The sequence below is a fragment of the Fulvimarina endophytica genome (genome assembly GCF_003403015.1).
In the GTDB taxonomy this organism is placed as follows: domain Bacteria; phylum Pseudomonadota; class Alphaproteobacteria; order Rhizobiales; family Rhizobiaceae; genus Fulvimarina; species Fulvimarina endophytica.
In genome coordinates, this window is sequence record NZ_QURL01000005.1 from 83,372 (window position 1) to 97,440 (window position 14,069).

Here is a 14,069-nt window from a genome sequence, read left to right on the forward strand (position 1 = left end):
CCTCATGGGTCGCAGATGACGTCTTCGATGATCCGAAGCACGGGCCGCGACGTTCGCGGCAGCATTCCGCCTGGCACCGGAAGATATGGCGAGAGCGCCGGGCTTCGAGGCCCGGCCACTCCGTCTCAAGTCCCGTGAACGAGTGCCGTCCGCTCCAGGAGCCTGTCCGTATAGGACCGGTTTTCCGGCCGCCTGCGCGTCAGGGCGAGAACGAAGCCCGCGCTGATCGAGATCGCGATCATCGAGGAGCCGCCATAGGAGATGAACGGAAGCGTCATGCCCTTGGCCGGCATCAGCTGAAGGTTCACCGCCATGTTGATGATCGACTGAAGCCCGAACACGAAGACCAGACCGGAAATCGAGAGACGAACGAACGGGTCGCGCTGGGCAAGGGCGACCGACAGGCCACGCATGACGATGAAGGCGAAGACGAGCGACAGCGCGATGCAGGTGATGATGCCGAATTCCTCGGCGACGACGGCAAACGCGAAATCGGTATGACTGTCGGGCAGGAGGCGCTTGACCGTTCCCTCGCCCGGACCCTGGCCGAACCATCCGCCGTTGAGGATGGCCTGGTGGGCCGTATCGGTCTGGAAGGTATCGCCCTCGCCGGTGAGGAACCGGTCGATACGGCTCGCCACGTGGTCGAACACTTCATAGGCGAAGAAGGCGCCCGTCAGACCGATGGCTCCGAGAACCGCGATCCAGAGCCACGGCATGCCGGCCATGAAGAAGAGCCCGCCCCAGGTCGCGGCGACGAGCAGCGTCTGCCCGAGATCCGGCTGTGCGACGAGAAGCGCGACCGAGATCAAAAGCAGCACGAGAGCGCAGAGATTGCCGGGGATCTCCGAGCGCCGTCCGTTCTCGGCGAAGAGGAAAGCGCAGACGACCACGAAGGAGGGCTTCAGGAATTCGGACGGCTGGATGTTGATCGGACCGAAATCGATCCAGCGGCGCGCGCCCTTGATCTCCGTTCCGAAGAACAGGGCAAGGATCATCAGCACCATCGCCCCGCCGAGCATGATGAAGGCTGCGCGCCGAACGCCGCGTGGCGTCAGAAGCGAGGTTGCGAACATCACCATCGCGGACGGAATCAGGAAGAAGATGTGGCGCTCGACGAAATGGAACGGCTGAAGGCCGATCCGCTCGGCGACCGGCGGGCTTGCCGCGAAGGAGAGAACCGCACCCCCGATCAGGAGGATGAGGAACGCCCCGAGGAGCCAGTGGTCGAGCCCGCGCCACCAGTCCGATATCCTGATGATCTTGTGTCCGCTATCGCTCATTTCTTCGTTTCACTTTCGACATCGGCCAATGCGAGCACGCACTCGCGGAAGGCATCGCCTCGAACTTCGAAGTTACGATACTGGTCGAAGCTGGCGCAGGCCGGGGAGAGCAGGACGGCGGACGGCCGATCGTCGGCTGCGGCATCCCGGGCGGCACTGACGACCGCATTCGGAAGCGTCGCCGAAATCTCGAACGGTACGCTCATTCCGAGCGTTGCGGCAAAGGCCGGTGCGGCTTCACCGATGAGATAGGCTTTCGCGATCTTCGGGAAGAAGCGGGCGAGATCCGCGATTCCGCCTGCCTTGGGCAGGCCGCCGGCGATCCAGTAGATCCGATCGAAGGAGGCGAGCGCCGTCGCGGCCGCATCCGCATTGGTCGCCTTGGAGTCGTTGATGAACAGGGTCTGGCCGATCCGCCCGACCTCCTCCATCCGGTGCGAAAGGCCCGGGAAGCTCTTGAGGCCGTTTCGGATCTCGTCGTCGGAGAGACCGGCGAGGGTCAGAGCGGCGACCGCCGCCGCAGCGTTCTGGCCATTGTGACGCCCGCGCAGGGACCCGATGCCGGAGAGGTCGAAATCGGCCTGCGGATGACCGCCCATCCGGCGCCGCACGACGCCATCCGAAAAGCCCACTCCGTCATCGACGTCGCCGTTCGCGCTGACCCGCACCACCGGTCGGCCCTGGGCTTTCAGGTCGTCGGCGATGGCGGCGCACCAGCTGTCGTCGATCCCGACGACCGCCTGCTCCGCGACTGCGACGAGCCTTTCCTTCACCGCCGCGTAATGCTCCATCGTGCCATGGCGATCGAGATGGTCGGGCGTGAGGTTCAGGAGAAGACCGATCGAGGGCGCGAGACCCGGCGCGAGATCGATCTGATAGGACGAGCACTCGACCACGTAGTGGCGCTCGGGCGCCGGATCGTCCAGCGTCAGAACGGGCACGCCGATATTCCCGCCGAGCTGCGTAACGCGGCCGGCGGACCTCAGGCAGTGGGCGATCAGTGCCGTCGTCGTCGACTTTCCGTTGGTGCCGGTGATCGCGACGAAAGGAGCACTCGGCGCCTGCGCCGCGCGTTCCCGGCCGAAGATTTCGACATCGCCGATGATCGGCACACCCGCCGCATTCGCAAGATCCACGGTCCAGTGCGGCTTGGGGTGCGTCAGCGGCACACCGGGCGACAGAACGAAGAGTTCGATCTCCGACCAGTCGATCTCTTTCAGATCCTGAACGCGAAGGCCCGCCTCCGCCGCCACTTCCGCCCGCTCGGGGTTGTCGTCGAAGACGAAAAGATCGGCGCCGCCCTCGGCCAGAGCCTTCGCGGTCGCAAGTCCAGATCCTCCGAGACCGAACAGGGCGAGCCTTTGTCCGGAAAAGCTGACGATCTTCATGGGCCTTACCGCAGTTTGAGAGTGGACAACCCGACGAAGGCGAGAAGGAAGGCGATGATCCAGAACCGGATCACGACCTGGCTTTCCGTCCAGCCGAGCTTCTCGAAATGGTGGTGGATCGGCGCCATCAGGAAGACCCGGCGGCCCGTCAGCTTGAACCACGCCACCTGGATGATGACCGAGAGGGCCTCGATCACGAAGAGCCCGCCGATGATCGCGAGCACGAGCTCATGCTTGGTAGAGACCGCGATCGCGCCCGTCATGCCGCCGAGGGCGAGGGACCCCGTATCGCCCATGAAGATCGCCGCCGGAGGGGCGTTGAACCAGAGGAAGCCGAGGCCCGCGCCGATGACGGCGCCGCAGACGGGCGCGAGCTCCCCGGTTCCCATCACGTAGTGGATCTGGAGATAGTTCGCGAAATTGATGTTGCCGGCGAGGTATGAGATCAGCCCGAGAGCCGCGATCGCGATCATGATCGGAACGATCGCCAGCCCGTCCAGCCCGTCCGTGAGGTTCACCGCATTCGCGGCTCCCACGATGACGAAGGCCGCAAAGCCGATATAGAACCAGCCGAGATTGAGAAGCAGTTCCTTCACGAACGGGAAGGTCAGGGACGTCGCAAATCCGCCTTCGGTTCGCATGACGACGAGGAGCACGGCGAGCGAGGCGATGATGAACTCCAGAAGGAGCCGCATCTTGCCGGAAAAGCCCTTGTCGCTCTGCTTGGTCACCTTCAGATAGTCGTCGTAGAAGCCGATCGCGCCGAAACCGACGGTCACCAGCAGCACGGACCAGACATAGACATTGGTAAGGTCTGCCCAGAGCAGGATCGAGACCAGGACACCCGAGAGAATCATCAGACCGCCCATCGTGGGCGTTCCGGCCTTCTTGAAATGGGTCTGCGGTCCGTCCGCGCGGATCGGCTGGCCGCGCCCCTGTCGCAGGCGCAGACCCTGGATGATCGCCGGTCCGAACAGGAACACGGTGATGAACCCGAAGATCATCGCCGCGCCGGTGCGGAAGGTGATGTACCTGAAGACATTGAACAGCGCGATCTGATCCGCGTACGCTCCGAGATAGGCGATCATCGGGTCGGATTCTCCGGTTGTTCGTCGTCGTTCTGCGGCTCGGCCGCCTCTTCGGCGGTTTGGATCGGCGCAGGGGGCACGTCAAGTTTGGCAGGCGGCGGGAAGCGCGAGACGAGCGCTTCCACGACGCTCTCGAGGCCGATGCTGCGCGAGGCCTTGACGAGGATCGCATCGCCGGCGCGCATATCGGTGAGAAGCGACTCCTGCGCCTCCTTCGGCGATGCGTGCATCGAGACGGTCATATCGTCTTCGGCAAGAGCCTGCGCGAGCGGCGCGATCTCCTCACCGACGAGGAAGAGGCGCGACACGCCTGCCTCGCGAAGAGGATCGGCGAGACCCGCGTGAAGGTCGTGGCTGTGGCCGCCGAGTTCCTTCATGTCGCCGAGGACCGCGATGCGGCGTCCGTCCTCTCCGAGCCGGGCCTGGGCGAGCGTCGCGATCGCTGCCCGCATCGAAGCGGGATTGGCGTTGTAGCTGTCGTCGAAGAGCTGGATCTCGCCGCCGGACGGCATCGGCAGGTGATAGCGCTGCCCCCTGCCCTTGACCGGCTGCCAGCCGGCGAGTTCGGCGGCGACGGCCTCCACATCGGCGCCCATCAGGCTGGCCGCTCCGAGGACCGCAAGCGTGTTCTGCGCGAAATGGCGTCCCGACATCGCAAGATCCACCGAGACGGTCGTCCCGGCGATCTCCGCGATCATCGTCGCGCCATCGGCGGAGGCTTCGAAGTCCGTCAGCCGGAAGTCGGCGCCATTCGCCTCGCCGAAGGTCGAGACCTTCGAGACGCCGACGCTCCTTGCGATCGATGCCAATTTCACGGATTTCGGATCGTCCGCATTGACGATCGCGGTGCCACCGGTGACGAGACCTTCGAAAATCTCGGCCTTCGCATCCGCAATCTCGTCGAGATCGCGGAAGTGACCGAGATGGGCGGCCGCGATCAGGGTGACGATCGCGACATGCGGGCGAACGAGCTTCACCAGCGGGCGGATCTCGCCCGGATGGTTCATGCCGATTTCGAAGACCGCATAGCGCGTCTCGGCCGGGAGACGGGCGAGACTGAGGGGGACACCCCAGTGATTGTTGAAGGATGCCGCGCTGGCATGGACGCTGGCGCCGTTGGCGGCCAGACCGTGACGCAGGGCCTCCTTGGTCGTGGTCTTGCCGACACTGCCGGTAACGGCGACGATCTGCGCCTTGCTGCGCGCGCGCGCCGCTTCCGCGAGGCGGCCGAGCGCGGCGAGCACGTCGTCGACGACGAGCATCGGCGCCTGAAGGCGGCCGAGGGCCGGCAGGCGCCGTTCGGAGACGATATGGAGCGCGGCTCCGGCCTTACGCGCATTGGTCAGGAAGTCGTGGCCGTCGAAACGGTCGCCGGCGATGGCGAAGAAGGCGTCGCCCGGCTCGACCGTGCGGCTGTCGATGGAAATGCCGTTGATGCCGCCCGGCAGCCCCGTGCCGATCGGCCGGGCCTTCATGGCGTCGATCAGAACGCTCGTTTCCCAGAGAAAATCGGTCACGCGCCCAACTCCGTGATGGCCGCCGCGACCTCTTCATGGTCACTGAAGTGCTGGGTGACTCCCCCTGCCGACTGACCGGTTTCGTGGCCCTTGCCGGCGACGACGACGGTATCGCCCGTGCGCGCCTCCGCGACGGCGGCGCGGATCGCCTCGCGGCGGTCGCCGATCTCGCGGGCACCGGGTGCGGCGGCGAGAATTTCGGCACGGATCGTCGCGGGAACCTCGCTGCGCGGATTGTCGTCCGTCACGATCACGACATCGGCGAGCCGGCTTGCGATCTCGCCCATCATGGGGCGCTTGGCCTTGTCCCTGTCGCCTCCGCAGCCGATGACGACGACGACACGGCCGGTGGTGAAGGGGCGCACCGCCTTCAGCACGTTTTCGAGCGCATCGGGCTTGTGGGCATAGTCCACGAAGACCGGGACCCCGTCCCTCGTGGTGCCGGCCTTTTCCAGCCGGCCCGAAGCGCCCTTCAGGCCTTCGAGCGCGGCGAGCGCATCAGGGATCGCGGTTCCAGTGACGATCGCAAGGCCCGCGGCGACGAGGGCGTTCGACATCTGGAACTCGCCGGCGAGCGGAAGCACGATCCGCTGGATCCCCTCGGGTGTCTTGATCTCCGCCGCCTGCCGGTCGCGCTCATGCTCGAGGCGGCTCAGGGTCAGGAGCGACCCGTTCCGGCCGACCGTGTGAACCGTGCAGCCGCAGCCGGTCGCGATCTCGATCGCCCGTCCCGACCAGCGGTCGTCGGTGTTGATGACGGCCGGCGCGCCCTTTTCGAGCAGGCGCGTGAACAGCCCCATCTTGGCGGTGAAGTAGTCTTCGAGATCGGCATGATAATCGAGATGGTCATGGCCGAGATTGGTGAACGCCCCGGCCGAAAGCCTGACGCCGTCGAGGCGATGCTGGTCGATGCCGTGGCTGGAGGCCTCGAGCGAGGCATGGGTCACGCCCTCACCCTTGAGATCGGCCAGAAGACGGGCGAGAGCGACCGGGTCCGGCGTGGTCAGGGTTCCGTAGTCCGAGCGGGTCGGCGAGACGACCCCGGTGGTTCCGATCGATGCGGCCTGAAGACCGGTCCGCGCCCAGATCTGGCGCACGAAGGAGGCGACCGAGGTCTTGCCGGCGGTTCCCGTCACCGCAACGATGGTTTCGGGCTGGGCGCCGTGAAAACGCGCCGCCATTTCAGCCACCGCCATTCGGGGGCTCACGGCAGTGACGAGCGGCAGCGTTGTCGAGATCGAAGCGCCTTCAGCACAGAGAACCGCGACGGCCCCGTTCGCCTCGGCATCCCTGGCGTGGGCCGCCCCATCGACCTTCGAGCCGGGAAGCGCGGCGAACAGAAAGCCTCGCTCGACGGTTCGCGAATCGAGGCTCAGGCCGCCGATCTCGATCTCCTCGGCACCGGACGGCACATGCCCGATACCCTCTGCAAGTTTTCCAAGCTTCATTCTCTGCGCGTCCAGTTGCTCGCATTCGGTGCGGGCGAGGCATCGCCCCGGCCCTCTTATTGCAACCGCCATGTTGCGTGAACCGGGATTTCAAACAGACGCGGCGTCATTAGGGCGAGATCCGCCGACCGCCCGATGACCCCGTCAGTACGAGACCAGAAGCGTCTTGCCGGTTTCACCGAGATCGGGCTTGACGCCGAGCAGGGCTCCGGCACGGCGGATGATGTTGCCGACGACGGGAGCTGCGTTCATGCCGGCGGTCGCATAATACTTGCCGGGCTCCGGCTGCGGCTCGTCGATGAAGACGAGAACCACGTAGCGCGGATCGCTCATCGGGAAGCCGGCCAGGAAGGCGTTGAACTTCTTCGTATCCGAATAGCGGCCGTTGACCACCTTGTTCGCGGTGCCCGTCTTTCCGCCGACCTCGTAGCCGTCGATATCGGCGTAGTTGCCCGAGCCGCGCTGGTCGGCGACGTTGAGGCGGAAAAGGTAGCGCATGTCGTCGCTGGTCTCCTTGGAGATGACCTGCGTCGAGATCTTCTTGGCCTCCTCCTCCGTGCGCGGCAGGAATGTCGGCGGAATGAGAAGCCCGCCATTCAGCAGCGACGTCGCGGCGACCGCGGTCTGAAGCGGCGTGGTCGAGACGCCGTGGCCGTAGGAGATCGTAATCGAATTGACCTGCTTCCAGACCTTCGGCTGTGTCGGCGTCGCAACCTCTGGCAGTTCGGTCTTCAGGCGCGTCAGGAGGCCCAGCTTGGTCAGGAACTCCTGATGCCCCTTAATGCCGACGAGTTCAGCTTCCTTCGCCGACCCGATATTGGAGGAGTAGATGAACACCTCCTCGAGGGTCAGCACGCGCTTCTTGCCGTGGAAGTCGGAAATGCGATGGCCGCCGATATGGATCGGGTTCCTCGCATCGAAGGTCGAATGAAGGTTCACCTTCTTGGTGTCGAGCGCCATGGCGCTGGTGAACGACTTGAAGGTCGATCCCATTTCGAAAAGACCGGCGGATGTCCGGTTCATCCGGTCCTTTTCCAGCGCCTGACGGGGATCGTTCGGATCGTAGTCCGGCAGCGAGGTCATCGCGAGGACCTCGCCGGTATGGGCGTCGAGAACGACGCCGCCGGCTGCGATCGAGCGGTAGCGCGTCATCGCCGCCGTCAGCTCGTCATGCAGGATGTTCTGCACCCGAAGATCGATCGAGAGACGGACGGGCTCCAGTTCGGCGTCGACCGCGAGGCCGGAATTCTGGAGCGCCAGGTAACCCTGGTCGTCCAGATACTTCTCCATGCCAGCAATGCCCTGATTGTCGACATTGACGTGGCCGGTCACGAAGCCTGCAACGGTTCCGCCCGGATAGAAGCGCCGCTTCTCGGTGCGGAAGCCGATGCCGGGTACACCGAGATCCAGGATCGCCTGCTGCTGGCTCGGCGTCAGCTCGCGCCGCAGCCAGAGGAAGGCGGCTTCGCTGGACAGGCTGTTATAAAGCCATTTCGGATCGAGATCGGGCAGGACGGTGCGAAGGCGTTCGCTCGCCTCGTTGGCGTCGACGATCTTGCGCGGCTCGGCGAAAAGCGAGCCGACGCGGATATCGGTCGCCAGCACATTGCCGTTGCGGTCGACGAGATCGGGGCGCGAAGCCATGAACTGGTCTGCCGCACGGAAGGCGAGCGCACGCTCGTCGGGCTCGGTTCCCCAGGTCACCAGCCGCCCGGCGATCACGCCGTAGACGCCAATGAACATGGTCATCGCGATGATGTAGCGGCTCTTGCCGAGCGGCACCGAACTTGCGCGATCCCGGCGGCGAACGGCATTGCGTTCGGCGCGTCGCGGCAGATCCTCGGAGATCTCTTCGGGTTTGGGCTTGCGTTTGAACATCAGCGCACCGCCGCCGCGTTTTCCGCGACCAGTTGAGCCTCGATATCCTCGATCGTCAGCTCCTTCTCCTTGGGCGGAGCGGGACGCGGAAGCTGGTTCTCGGCGACGAACTGATCGGGCCTGATCTCCACGAGGTTCAGCTGATCGGCATAGGTGCGCGCGAGCGTCTGAAGACGGGAAGGCTGGTTGAGAAGGTTCCAGTCCGCCGAAAGAATCGCGATCGCTTCCTTTTCGGACTTGATGGCGCGCTCGACCTTGCGGATCTCGGTCTCCACCAGATCGGTCTCGTATTTCACGTGGAAGGTATAGGATGCGACGCCGATGAGCGCGACGATCGACAGAATGTCCAGGGTTCTCAGCATGTTGGTCTCAAATCCTCGACAAGTCGGCGAGAGCTGGAAGGGACGCGAAGGAGAGATCGGAGGCATCGCCGCGCGGCGGGGCATCAAGCCTGACGCCGAGCCGCAGCTTGGCCGATCGGGCCCGTGGATTGACCGAGGCCTCGGCCTCGCTCGCGGCCACCACCTTGTTGCGCGCCTCGAAGGTCGGCCTCGTGACGACGACGTCCGGCAGGTGCCGCGAACCGCCCGCCGTTCCCGAACGATCCTGTAGGAAGCGCTTGACGATCCGGTCCTCGAGCGAATGGAAGGCGACGATCACCAGACGCCCGCCCGGCTTCAGGAGGCGTTCGGCCCCGACCAGGGCACGCGCGAGCTCGCCGAGTTCGTCGTTGACGAAGATGCGCAGGGCCTGGAAGCAGCGGGTCGCCGGATCGATCTTGTCGTTCTTTCCGCGCCCCACAGCCTTGCCGACGACATTCGCGAGATCGAGCGTACGCGCGAAAGGCGCGTCTTCGCGCCGCGCGACGATCGCCCGTGCCGCACGCCCGGCATACCGCTCGTCGCCCAGAAAATTGAAAATGCGTGCGAGATCGCCGACCGAGAGCGTGTTGACCACGTCGGCAGCCGTCGGCCCATGATTTCCCATGCGCATGTCGAGCGGCCCGTCCTTCTGGAAGGAGAAGCCCCGCTCGGCCTCGTCGATCTGCATCGAGGACACACCGATATCGAGGACGATGCCGTCGATATCGCCCTCCCGGCCCGAGAGCAGAGCGGCCATCTCGCCGAACCGCCCGGCGACCGGCGTCAGACGGCCGTCATGGCCTTCGGCGAGCCCTTTCGCGCGCTCGACGGCGGTGGGGTCGCGATCGATCGCGAACACCCGTGCACCGGCATCGAGGATCGCACGCGTGTAACCACCCGCGCCGAACGTCCCGTCGACGATTGTTTCGCCCGGCTTGACGTCGAGCGCCTGCATGACTTCGGCAAGGAGGACAGGGACGTGAAGGGTCGGTCCGCCAATGGCCGAGCTGTGGGGCTCGCCATGACCCTTCATCGTTCCGTCGTTCCCGCCGATCCCGTCGCGGCAGAGCGATGCTTCGCCTGCCGCTCGCGCAGCGCCGCGATCTTCTCCTCGAAGTCCTCCGGTCGCCACAGCTGAAACATCTTGCCCACGCCCACGAAAGTCGCGCGATCGGTGATCCCGGTATGCTCCCGAATGAGATCGTTGATCACGATGCGCCCTTCCGAGTCGCTCTTCAGATAGGTTCCGTCGCCATAGGCGAGGATCGCAAGTTCCTGATATTCCGGGGAGAAGGGATCCAAAGTCTCCATCTTCGCCTCGAAATGGCTCATCAATTCCGGCCCGCCGACATTCATCACCGGCAGATAGAGATCGCGCATCGAGAAGAGATCGCGAATACCCCGGGACGCCAGAACCTGCCGATAGGCTGCAGGTACGGAAACGCGCCCCTTGGAATCGACGCTGTGGACATAGTGGGAAAGGAACCGATCCATCAGAGCGGCACGCCCGCTCCGACCCGAACCCTCTGCTCAGCCTCCTTATCCGCGACGACGAAACGCAAGACAAAACCTTTCCTGCGGCTCGGCGCCATTGCCCCGACCGTACGAAACGCAGCCTCGCTTCTGCGCCCTCGAACTGCTCAAAAATGGGTCCGCCAGACCCTCTGGAAGATGACGTAGGGGATATCATGGGACCCCATGGGCGTCAATGGTAAGGCGCCCTGTGAACAGGTGGTGGAAAGGCTTGATTAAGCATGCGCCGAGGGCGGTTAACAGGCGGTTAATAATGAGGAATTCGCGATAAATGCAGCTCGCCCCATCGCGTCCCATGAACACCGTCCGCAGCCGCCTCCAGACCGTTCGCGGCGGTGCAACAGCCCGGCTCACAAGGGCTTTTGGAAGGGTGGGGAAACAGGCACGATTTTTTTGCGATCGACCGCTGATGAGCGCACGAAGCCTCGACCCATAGGGCGCCACAAAATGTCCGCAAGATGCCTTCGGACCCGAATTTTCAGGGAATCGAAGAGTGTCAGCCGGCCTGTAAGCCGGGTTCTGTTCGCGCACCGCCAGACGGCGAAAGCGCGCGGCGACCATTCCTCTGGGACGCCTCTTGCGAGACGCCTCGAGCAACCCACCCGAACGACTGTCCCGGAGATCGGATGGACGACCATCGGCCGTCCGCGTCGTTCCTATTCGGTCTTGCTCCCGGTGGGGCTTGCCGTGCCGTTCCCGTTACCGGCAACGCGGTGGGCTCTTACCCCGCCGTTTCACCCTTACCCTTCCGCACGAAGTCGAATGGGCGGTCTGTTTTCTGTGGCGCTATCCCTGAGGTCACCCTCGCCGGACGTTATCCGGCACCGTCTCTCCGTGGAGCCCGGACTTTCCTCCCCCGCCACCTTTCGGCGATTGGCGAGAGCGGCCGCCCGGCCGGCTGACAGCCGGGCATTTGCGGGTTCGGTGACGGGAAGTCAAATCGTTTCGGCGGCGCCGAGGCGTTCAAACGAGATCGCCACGCCCTTCGAATGGCGAGCGATCGAGGGCCCGCAGAAGCGTGTGCAGGGTCTCGACCGTCGAGGTGTCCACGACGCCGTCGACCCGGGCCGGGCGAAAATGGCGTTGGAACGCGACCACCGCGAGCCGGGTCGCCTCATCGAAGACGCCGTCGATCTCGACGCCGTATCCATAGGCCGCGAGCATCGCCTGGAAGGCTGCGACCGGCTCGCCGCTGTCGCCGCGCGAGAAGAAGCGGCCGCCACGCAGCGGCGCCGGCTCCACCAGATGACCGATGCCGGCCTCATGCAGCGTCCGCCACGGGAAATGCTCGCCCGGATCCTCCTTGCGCGCCGGCGCGATGTCGGAATGGGCCAGCACGAATTCCGAGACGATCCGGTGGCGGGAAAGGATATCGCGGCAGAGTGAGACGACGGAGGCGATCTGCTCTTCGGGATAGGCCGGAAGCCCCCCGGAATGCCCGCCATTGACGATCTCGATGCCGATCGAGCGCGAATTCACATCCGCCTTTCCCCGCCAGGACCCCTCGCCGGCATGCCAGGCGCGATGGGCTTCTTCGACGAGTTGCAGAATGCGGCCGTCCTCATGGACGAGATAGTGGCTGGAGACCTTGCTCTCCTCGCGGCACAGCCAGTCGAGGGCCTGATCGCCGGTTCCCATGCCCGTGTAGTGGAGAAGGAGAATGCTCGGCTCTCCTTCGCCCGAACGGGTGTCGAAGTTCGGCGATGGCCTGACATCGCAGGCAAGACGTGTATCGGGTGTCACGCAGCGGTCTTTCCGGCGATCTGTTCGTAGGCGGTGTTGATCGCCTTCATGCGTTCGGTGGCGATGAAAAGAAACTCCTCCGGCACGCCGCGCGCCTGCAGCTGGTCGGGATGGTTCTCGCGCACGAGCGTCAGATAACGGCGCCGTGCTTCACGAGGCGTGCTGTCCGGATTGATGCCGAGGACGGCATACGGATCGTTGGGTCCTTCCAGATGCCGATGCTGCATCCGGGCGAAGGCCTGTTCGGAAAGTCCGAAGATCGTCGCGATATCCTGAAGGAAGACGAGTTCACGCTCGTGAATGAGCCCGTCCGCCTTGGCGATATGAAACAGCGCGTCGAGGACGTCGGTCAGAAGCGGGCAGTCGCCGTCGCCGTTCGAGCAGAAATCCTTCAGGCGCTGCGCATAGATCTCGTAGCCGGCGGTATCCTGCTTGGCGATATCGTAGAGACGGAAGACGTTTCGGGTCTCCTCGGCCGGAATGTCGAGAATGTCGCGGAAGGCATCGACCTCGTCCATGGTTACGACGCCGTCCGCCTTCGCCATCTTGGCCGAGAGCGCGATGATCGCGACGGAGAACGCGACCCTGCGGCGGGTCTCCGGATCTCCGCTCCAGGCCGTCCGCACCGCATCGATGATCGCGTCGATCGTCGAGCGCCCCCGTGCGGCAAGCATCTGGAGCAGCTCGTTGAGCCGGGTGAAAATGCTCATCGCTCGTTCGGGCCTCGGATGTCCTTCGAAGGGGTGATCTGGTCGCCTCGCCCAGCCTTTCAACACAAAGCCGGCCGGGAAACATACCCGCTATGCACAGCGAAGGCCACGACGGATCGCGTCTTCGATGCCTGAACGCGTGAGAGTCCCGTTCCGCGACAGGCCGGCATGGCAGAACGGAGGCGACCGCAATATTTCCGCCGTTTTCCCGGAGAGGGTGTCGGCGTCAGACAGCTATCGATGGGGGAAGGAATGGCCGACAGCAGATCGTCGACGACCGGGCACGGGCGCCCGTTCGCACGTCACGGGACGGGCCGCCGCCCCGCAGGCGCACTCGCTGCCGGTGTTCTCGCCCTCTTCCTCTCCGCCTGCAGTTCCTCGATGCCGCTCAGCACCGAATCGCTGGGCCTCGGCTATCCGGGCATCGCGCTCAGCGAGTTCAAGGGCCAGAAGCCATCCGACTACCCGGTGCACGGCATCGACGTGTCGAAATATCAGGGCACGATCGACTGGAACGCGGTGCGCGCGGGTGGGATCGAATTCGCCTACCTGAAATCCACCGAAGGCGGCGACATGCTCGACAGCCGCTTCATGGACAACTGGAACGGCGCAGCCCGCGCAGGCGTGCCTCGCGGCGCCTATCATTTCTGGTATCACTGCCGCTCCGGCGTGGAGCAGGCCGACTGGTTCATCCGCAACGTGCCGAAGGACCCGCGCGCCCTGCCGCCGGTGATCGACGTCGAGTGGACGCCGTTCTCGCCGACCTGCACCGCCCGCCCGGCCCGCGAGAACCTGATCCGCGAAGTGATGGCCATGGCCGACAAGCTCGAGCGCCATTACGGGCAGCGGCCCGTCCTCTACATTCCGATCGACGTTCATCGCGAGCGCTGGGTGGATGCGACCAACACCCACGAGATCTGGGCCCGAGCCGTCGCCGATCATCCGGACAATGTCTACGAGCGGCGCAAATTCCGGTTCTGGCAGTATACGGAAAGCGGAACGGTGCCGGGCATTCGCGGCGGCGTGGACAAGAACGTCTTCGCCGGCACCCGCGACGACTGGCAGAAATGGCTGCGCCACCACACGCGCGGCTGAGGTCTCGGCGCAGGTGAAGAGCAG

Annotated in this window: 12 protein-coding genes and 1 other RNA gene; 1 reads left to right on the forward strand and 12 read right to left on the reverse strand. The window is 64.8% G+C overall.

The window, feature by feature from the left end; translation table 11 throughout:
* Nucleotides 1-125: 125 nt before the first annotated feature.
* From ftsW to DYI37_RS12545, 12 genes are all read right to left on the reverse strand, one after another.
* Nucleotides 126-1,283, reverse strand: coding sequence for a putative lipid II flippase FtsW (gene ftsW, locus DYI37_RS12490; protein WP_116683600.1), 1,158 nt, complete (start codon nucleotides 1,281-1,283; stop codon nucleotides 126-128).
* Entirely contained in the window at nucleotides 1,280-2,671 is a 1,392-nt protein-coding gene (murD, locus tag DYI37_RS12495) for a UDP-N-acetylmuramoyl-L-alanine--D-glutamate ligase (protein ID WP_116683601.1), read from the reverse strand. Before murD ends, ftsW begins: the two co-directional genes overlap by 4 nt.
* Before the next feature lie 5 nt (nucleotides 2,672-2,676).
* Nucleotides 2,677-3,759, reverse strand: a complete 1,083-nt coding sequence (gene mraY / locus DYI37_RS12500; RefSeq protein ID WP_116683602.1) for a phospho-N-acetylmuramoyl-pentapeptide-transferase — start codon at nucleotides 3,757-3,759, stop codon at nucleotides 2,677-2,679.
* Nucleotides 3,756-5,276 carry a UDP-N-acetylmuramoylalanyl-D-glutamyl-2,6-diaminopimelate--D-alanyl-D-alanine ligase gene (locus DYI37_RS12505; protein ID WP_116683603.1) on the reverse strand — a complete coding sequence of 507 codons (1,521 nt, stop codon included), beginning with the start codon at nucleotides 5,274-5,276 and terminating at the stop codon, nucleotides 3,756-3,758. Before DYI37_RS12505 ends, mraY begins: the two co-directional genes overlap by 4 nt.
* Complete coding sequence (locus tag DYI37_RS12510; protein WP_116683604.1) at nucleotides 5,273-6,724, reverse strand: UDP-N-acetylmuramoyl-L-alanyl-D-glutamate--2,6-diaminopimelate ligase; 1,452 nt, start codon at nucleotides 6,722-6,724, stop codon at nucleotides 5,273-5,275. The genes DYI37_RS12505 and DYI37_RS12510 overlap by 4 nt, the downstream gene beginning before the upstream one ends.
* A gap of 144 nt (nucleotides 6,725-6,868) precedes the next feature.
* A complete protein-coding gene (locus tag DYI37_RS12515) occupies nucleotides 6,869-8,602 on the reverse strand; it encodes a peptidoglycan D,D-transpeptidase FtsI family protein (RefSeq protein ID WP_116683605.1) in 1,734 nt (577 codons plus the stop codon).
* A complete protein-coding gene (gene ftsL / locus DYI37_RS12520) occupies nucleotides 8,602-8,964 on the reverse strand; it encodes a cell division protein FtsL (RefSeq protein ID WP_116683606.1) in 363 nt (120 codons plus the stop codon). The genes DYI37_RS12515 and ftsL overlap by 1 nt, the downstream gene beginning before the upstream one ends.
* Nucleotides 8,965-8,971: 7 nt before the next feature.
* Complete coding sequence (gene rsmH, locus DYI37_RS12525; protein ID WP_116683607.1) at nucleotides 8,972-9,997, reverse strand: 16S rRNA (cytosine(1402)-N(4))-methyltransferase RsmH; 1,026 nt, start codon at nucleotides 9,995-9,997, stop codon at nucleotides 8,972-8,974.
* Nucleotides 9,994-10,458, reverse strand: a complete 465-nt coding sequence (gene mraZ, locus DYI37_RS12530; RefSeq protein WP_116683608.1) for a division/cell wall cluster transcriptional repressor MraZ — start codon at nucleotides 10,456-10,458, stop codon at nucleotides 9,994-9,996. The genes rsmH and mraZ overlap by 4 nt, the downstream gene beginning before the upstream one ends.
* A gap of 531 nt (nucleotides 10,459-10,989) precedes the next feature.
* An RNA gene (gene rnpB / locus DYI37_RS12535) (RNase P RNA component class A) lies at nucleotides 10,990-11,399 on the reverse strand.
* A 61-nt stretch (nucleotides 11,400-11,460) separates the two neighbouring features.
* Nucleotides 11,461-12,240: an N-acetylmuramoyl-L-alanine amidase gene (locus DYI37_RS12540; RefSeq protein ID WP_116683609.1), complete on the reverse strand. Its 780-nt coding sequence runs from the start codon at nucleotides 12,238-12,240 to the stop codon at nucleotides 11,461-11,463.
* On the reverse strand, nucleotides 12,237-12,950 hold the full coding sequence (locus tag DYI37_RS12545) for a J domain-containing protein (protein WP_116683610.1): 714 nt from the start codon (nucleotides 12,948-12,950) through the stop codon (nucleotides 12,237-12,239). The genes DYI37_RS12540 and DYI37_RS12545 overlap by 4 nt, the downstream gene beginning before the upstream one ends.
* A gap of 252 nt (nucleotides 12,951-13,202) precedes the next feature.
* Between DYI37_RS12545 and DYI37_RS12550 the strand changes: the two genes are divergently transcribed.
* Nucleotides 13,203-14,045 carry a glycoside hydrolase family 25 protein gene (locus DYI37_RS12550; RefSeq protein WP_116683611.1) on the forward strand — a complete coding sequence of 281 codons (843 nt, stop codon included), beginning with the start codon at nucleotides 13,203-13,205 and terminating at the stop codon, nucleotides 14,043-14,045.
* Nucleotides 14,046-14,069 lie beyond the last annotated feature (24 nt).

Excerpts from the sequence above, each read along its gene's own strand:
- DYI37_RS12510 (WP_116683604.1), bottom strand. The coding sequence starts at position 6,724 with ATGAAGCTTGGAAAACTTGCAGAGGGTATCGGGCATGTGCCGTCCGGT.
- murD (WP_116683601.1), bottom strand. The coding sequence starts at position 2,671 with ATGAAGATCGTCAGCTTTTCCGGACAAAGGCTCGCCCTGTTCGGTCTC.
- ftsW (WP_116683600.1), bottom strand. The coding sequence starts at position 1,283 with ATGAGCGATAGCGGACACAAGATCATCAGGATATCGGACTGGTGGCGC.
- rsmH (WP_116683607.1), bottom strand. The coding sequence starts at position 9,997 with ATGAAGGGTCATGGCGAGCCCCACAGCTCGGCCATTGGCGGACCGACC.
- DYI37_RS12550 (WP_116683611.1), top strand. The coding sequence starts at position 13,203 with ATGGCCGACAGCAGATCGTCGACGACCGGGCACGGGCGCCCGTTCGCA.
- DYI37_RS12515 (WP_116683605.1), bottom strand. The coding sequence starts at position 8,602 with ATGTTCAAACGCAAGCCCAAACCCGAAGAGATCTCCGAGGATCTGCCG.
- DYI37_RS12545 (WP_116683610.1), bottom strand. The coding sequence starts at position 12,950 with ATGAGCATTTTCACCCGGCTCAACGAGCTGCTCCAGATGCTTGCCGCA.
- mraZ (WP_116683608.1), bottom strand. The coding sequence starts at position 10,458 with ATGGATCGGTTCCTTTCCCACTATGTCCACAGCGTCGATTCCAAGGGG.
- ftsL (WP_116683606.1), bottom strand. The coding sequence starts at position 8,964 with ATGCTGAGAACCCTGGACATTCTGTCGATCGTCGCGCTCATCGGCGTC.
- mraY (WP_116683602.1), bottom strand. The coding sequence starts at position 3,759 with ATGATCGCCTATCTCGGAGCGTACGCGGATCAGATCGCGCTGTTCAAT.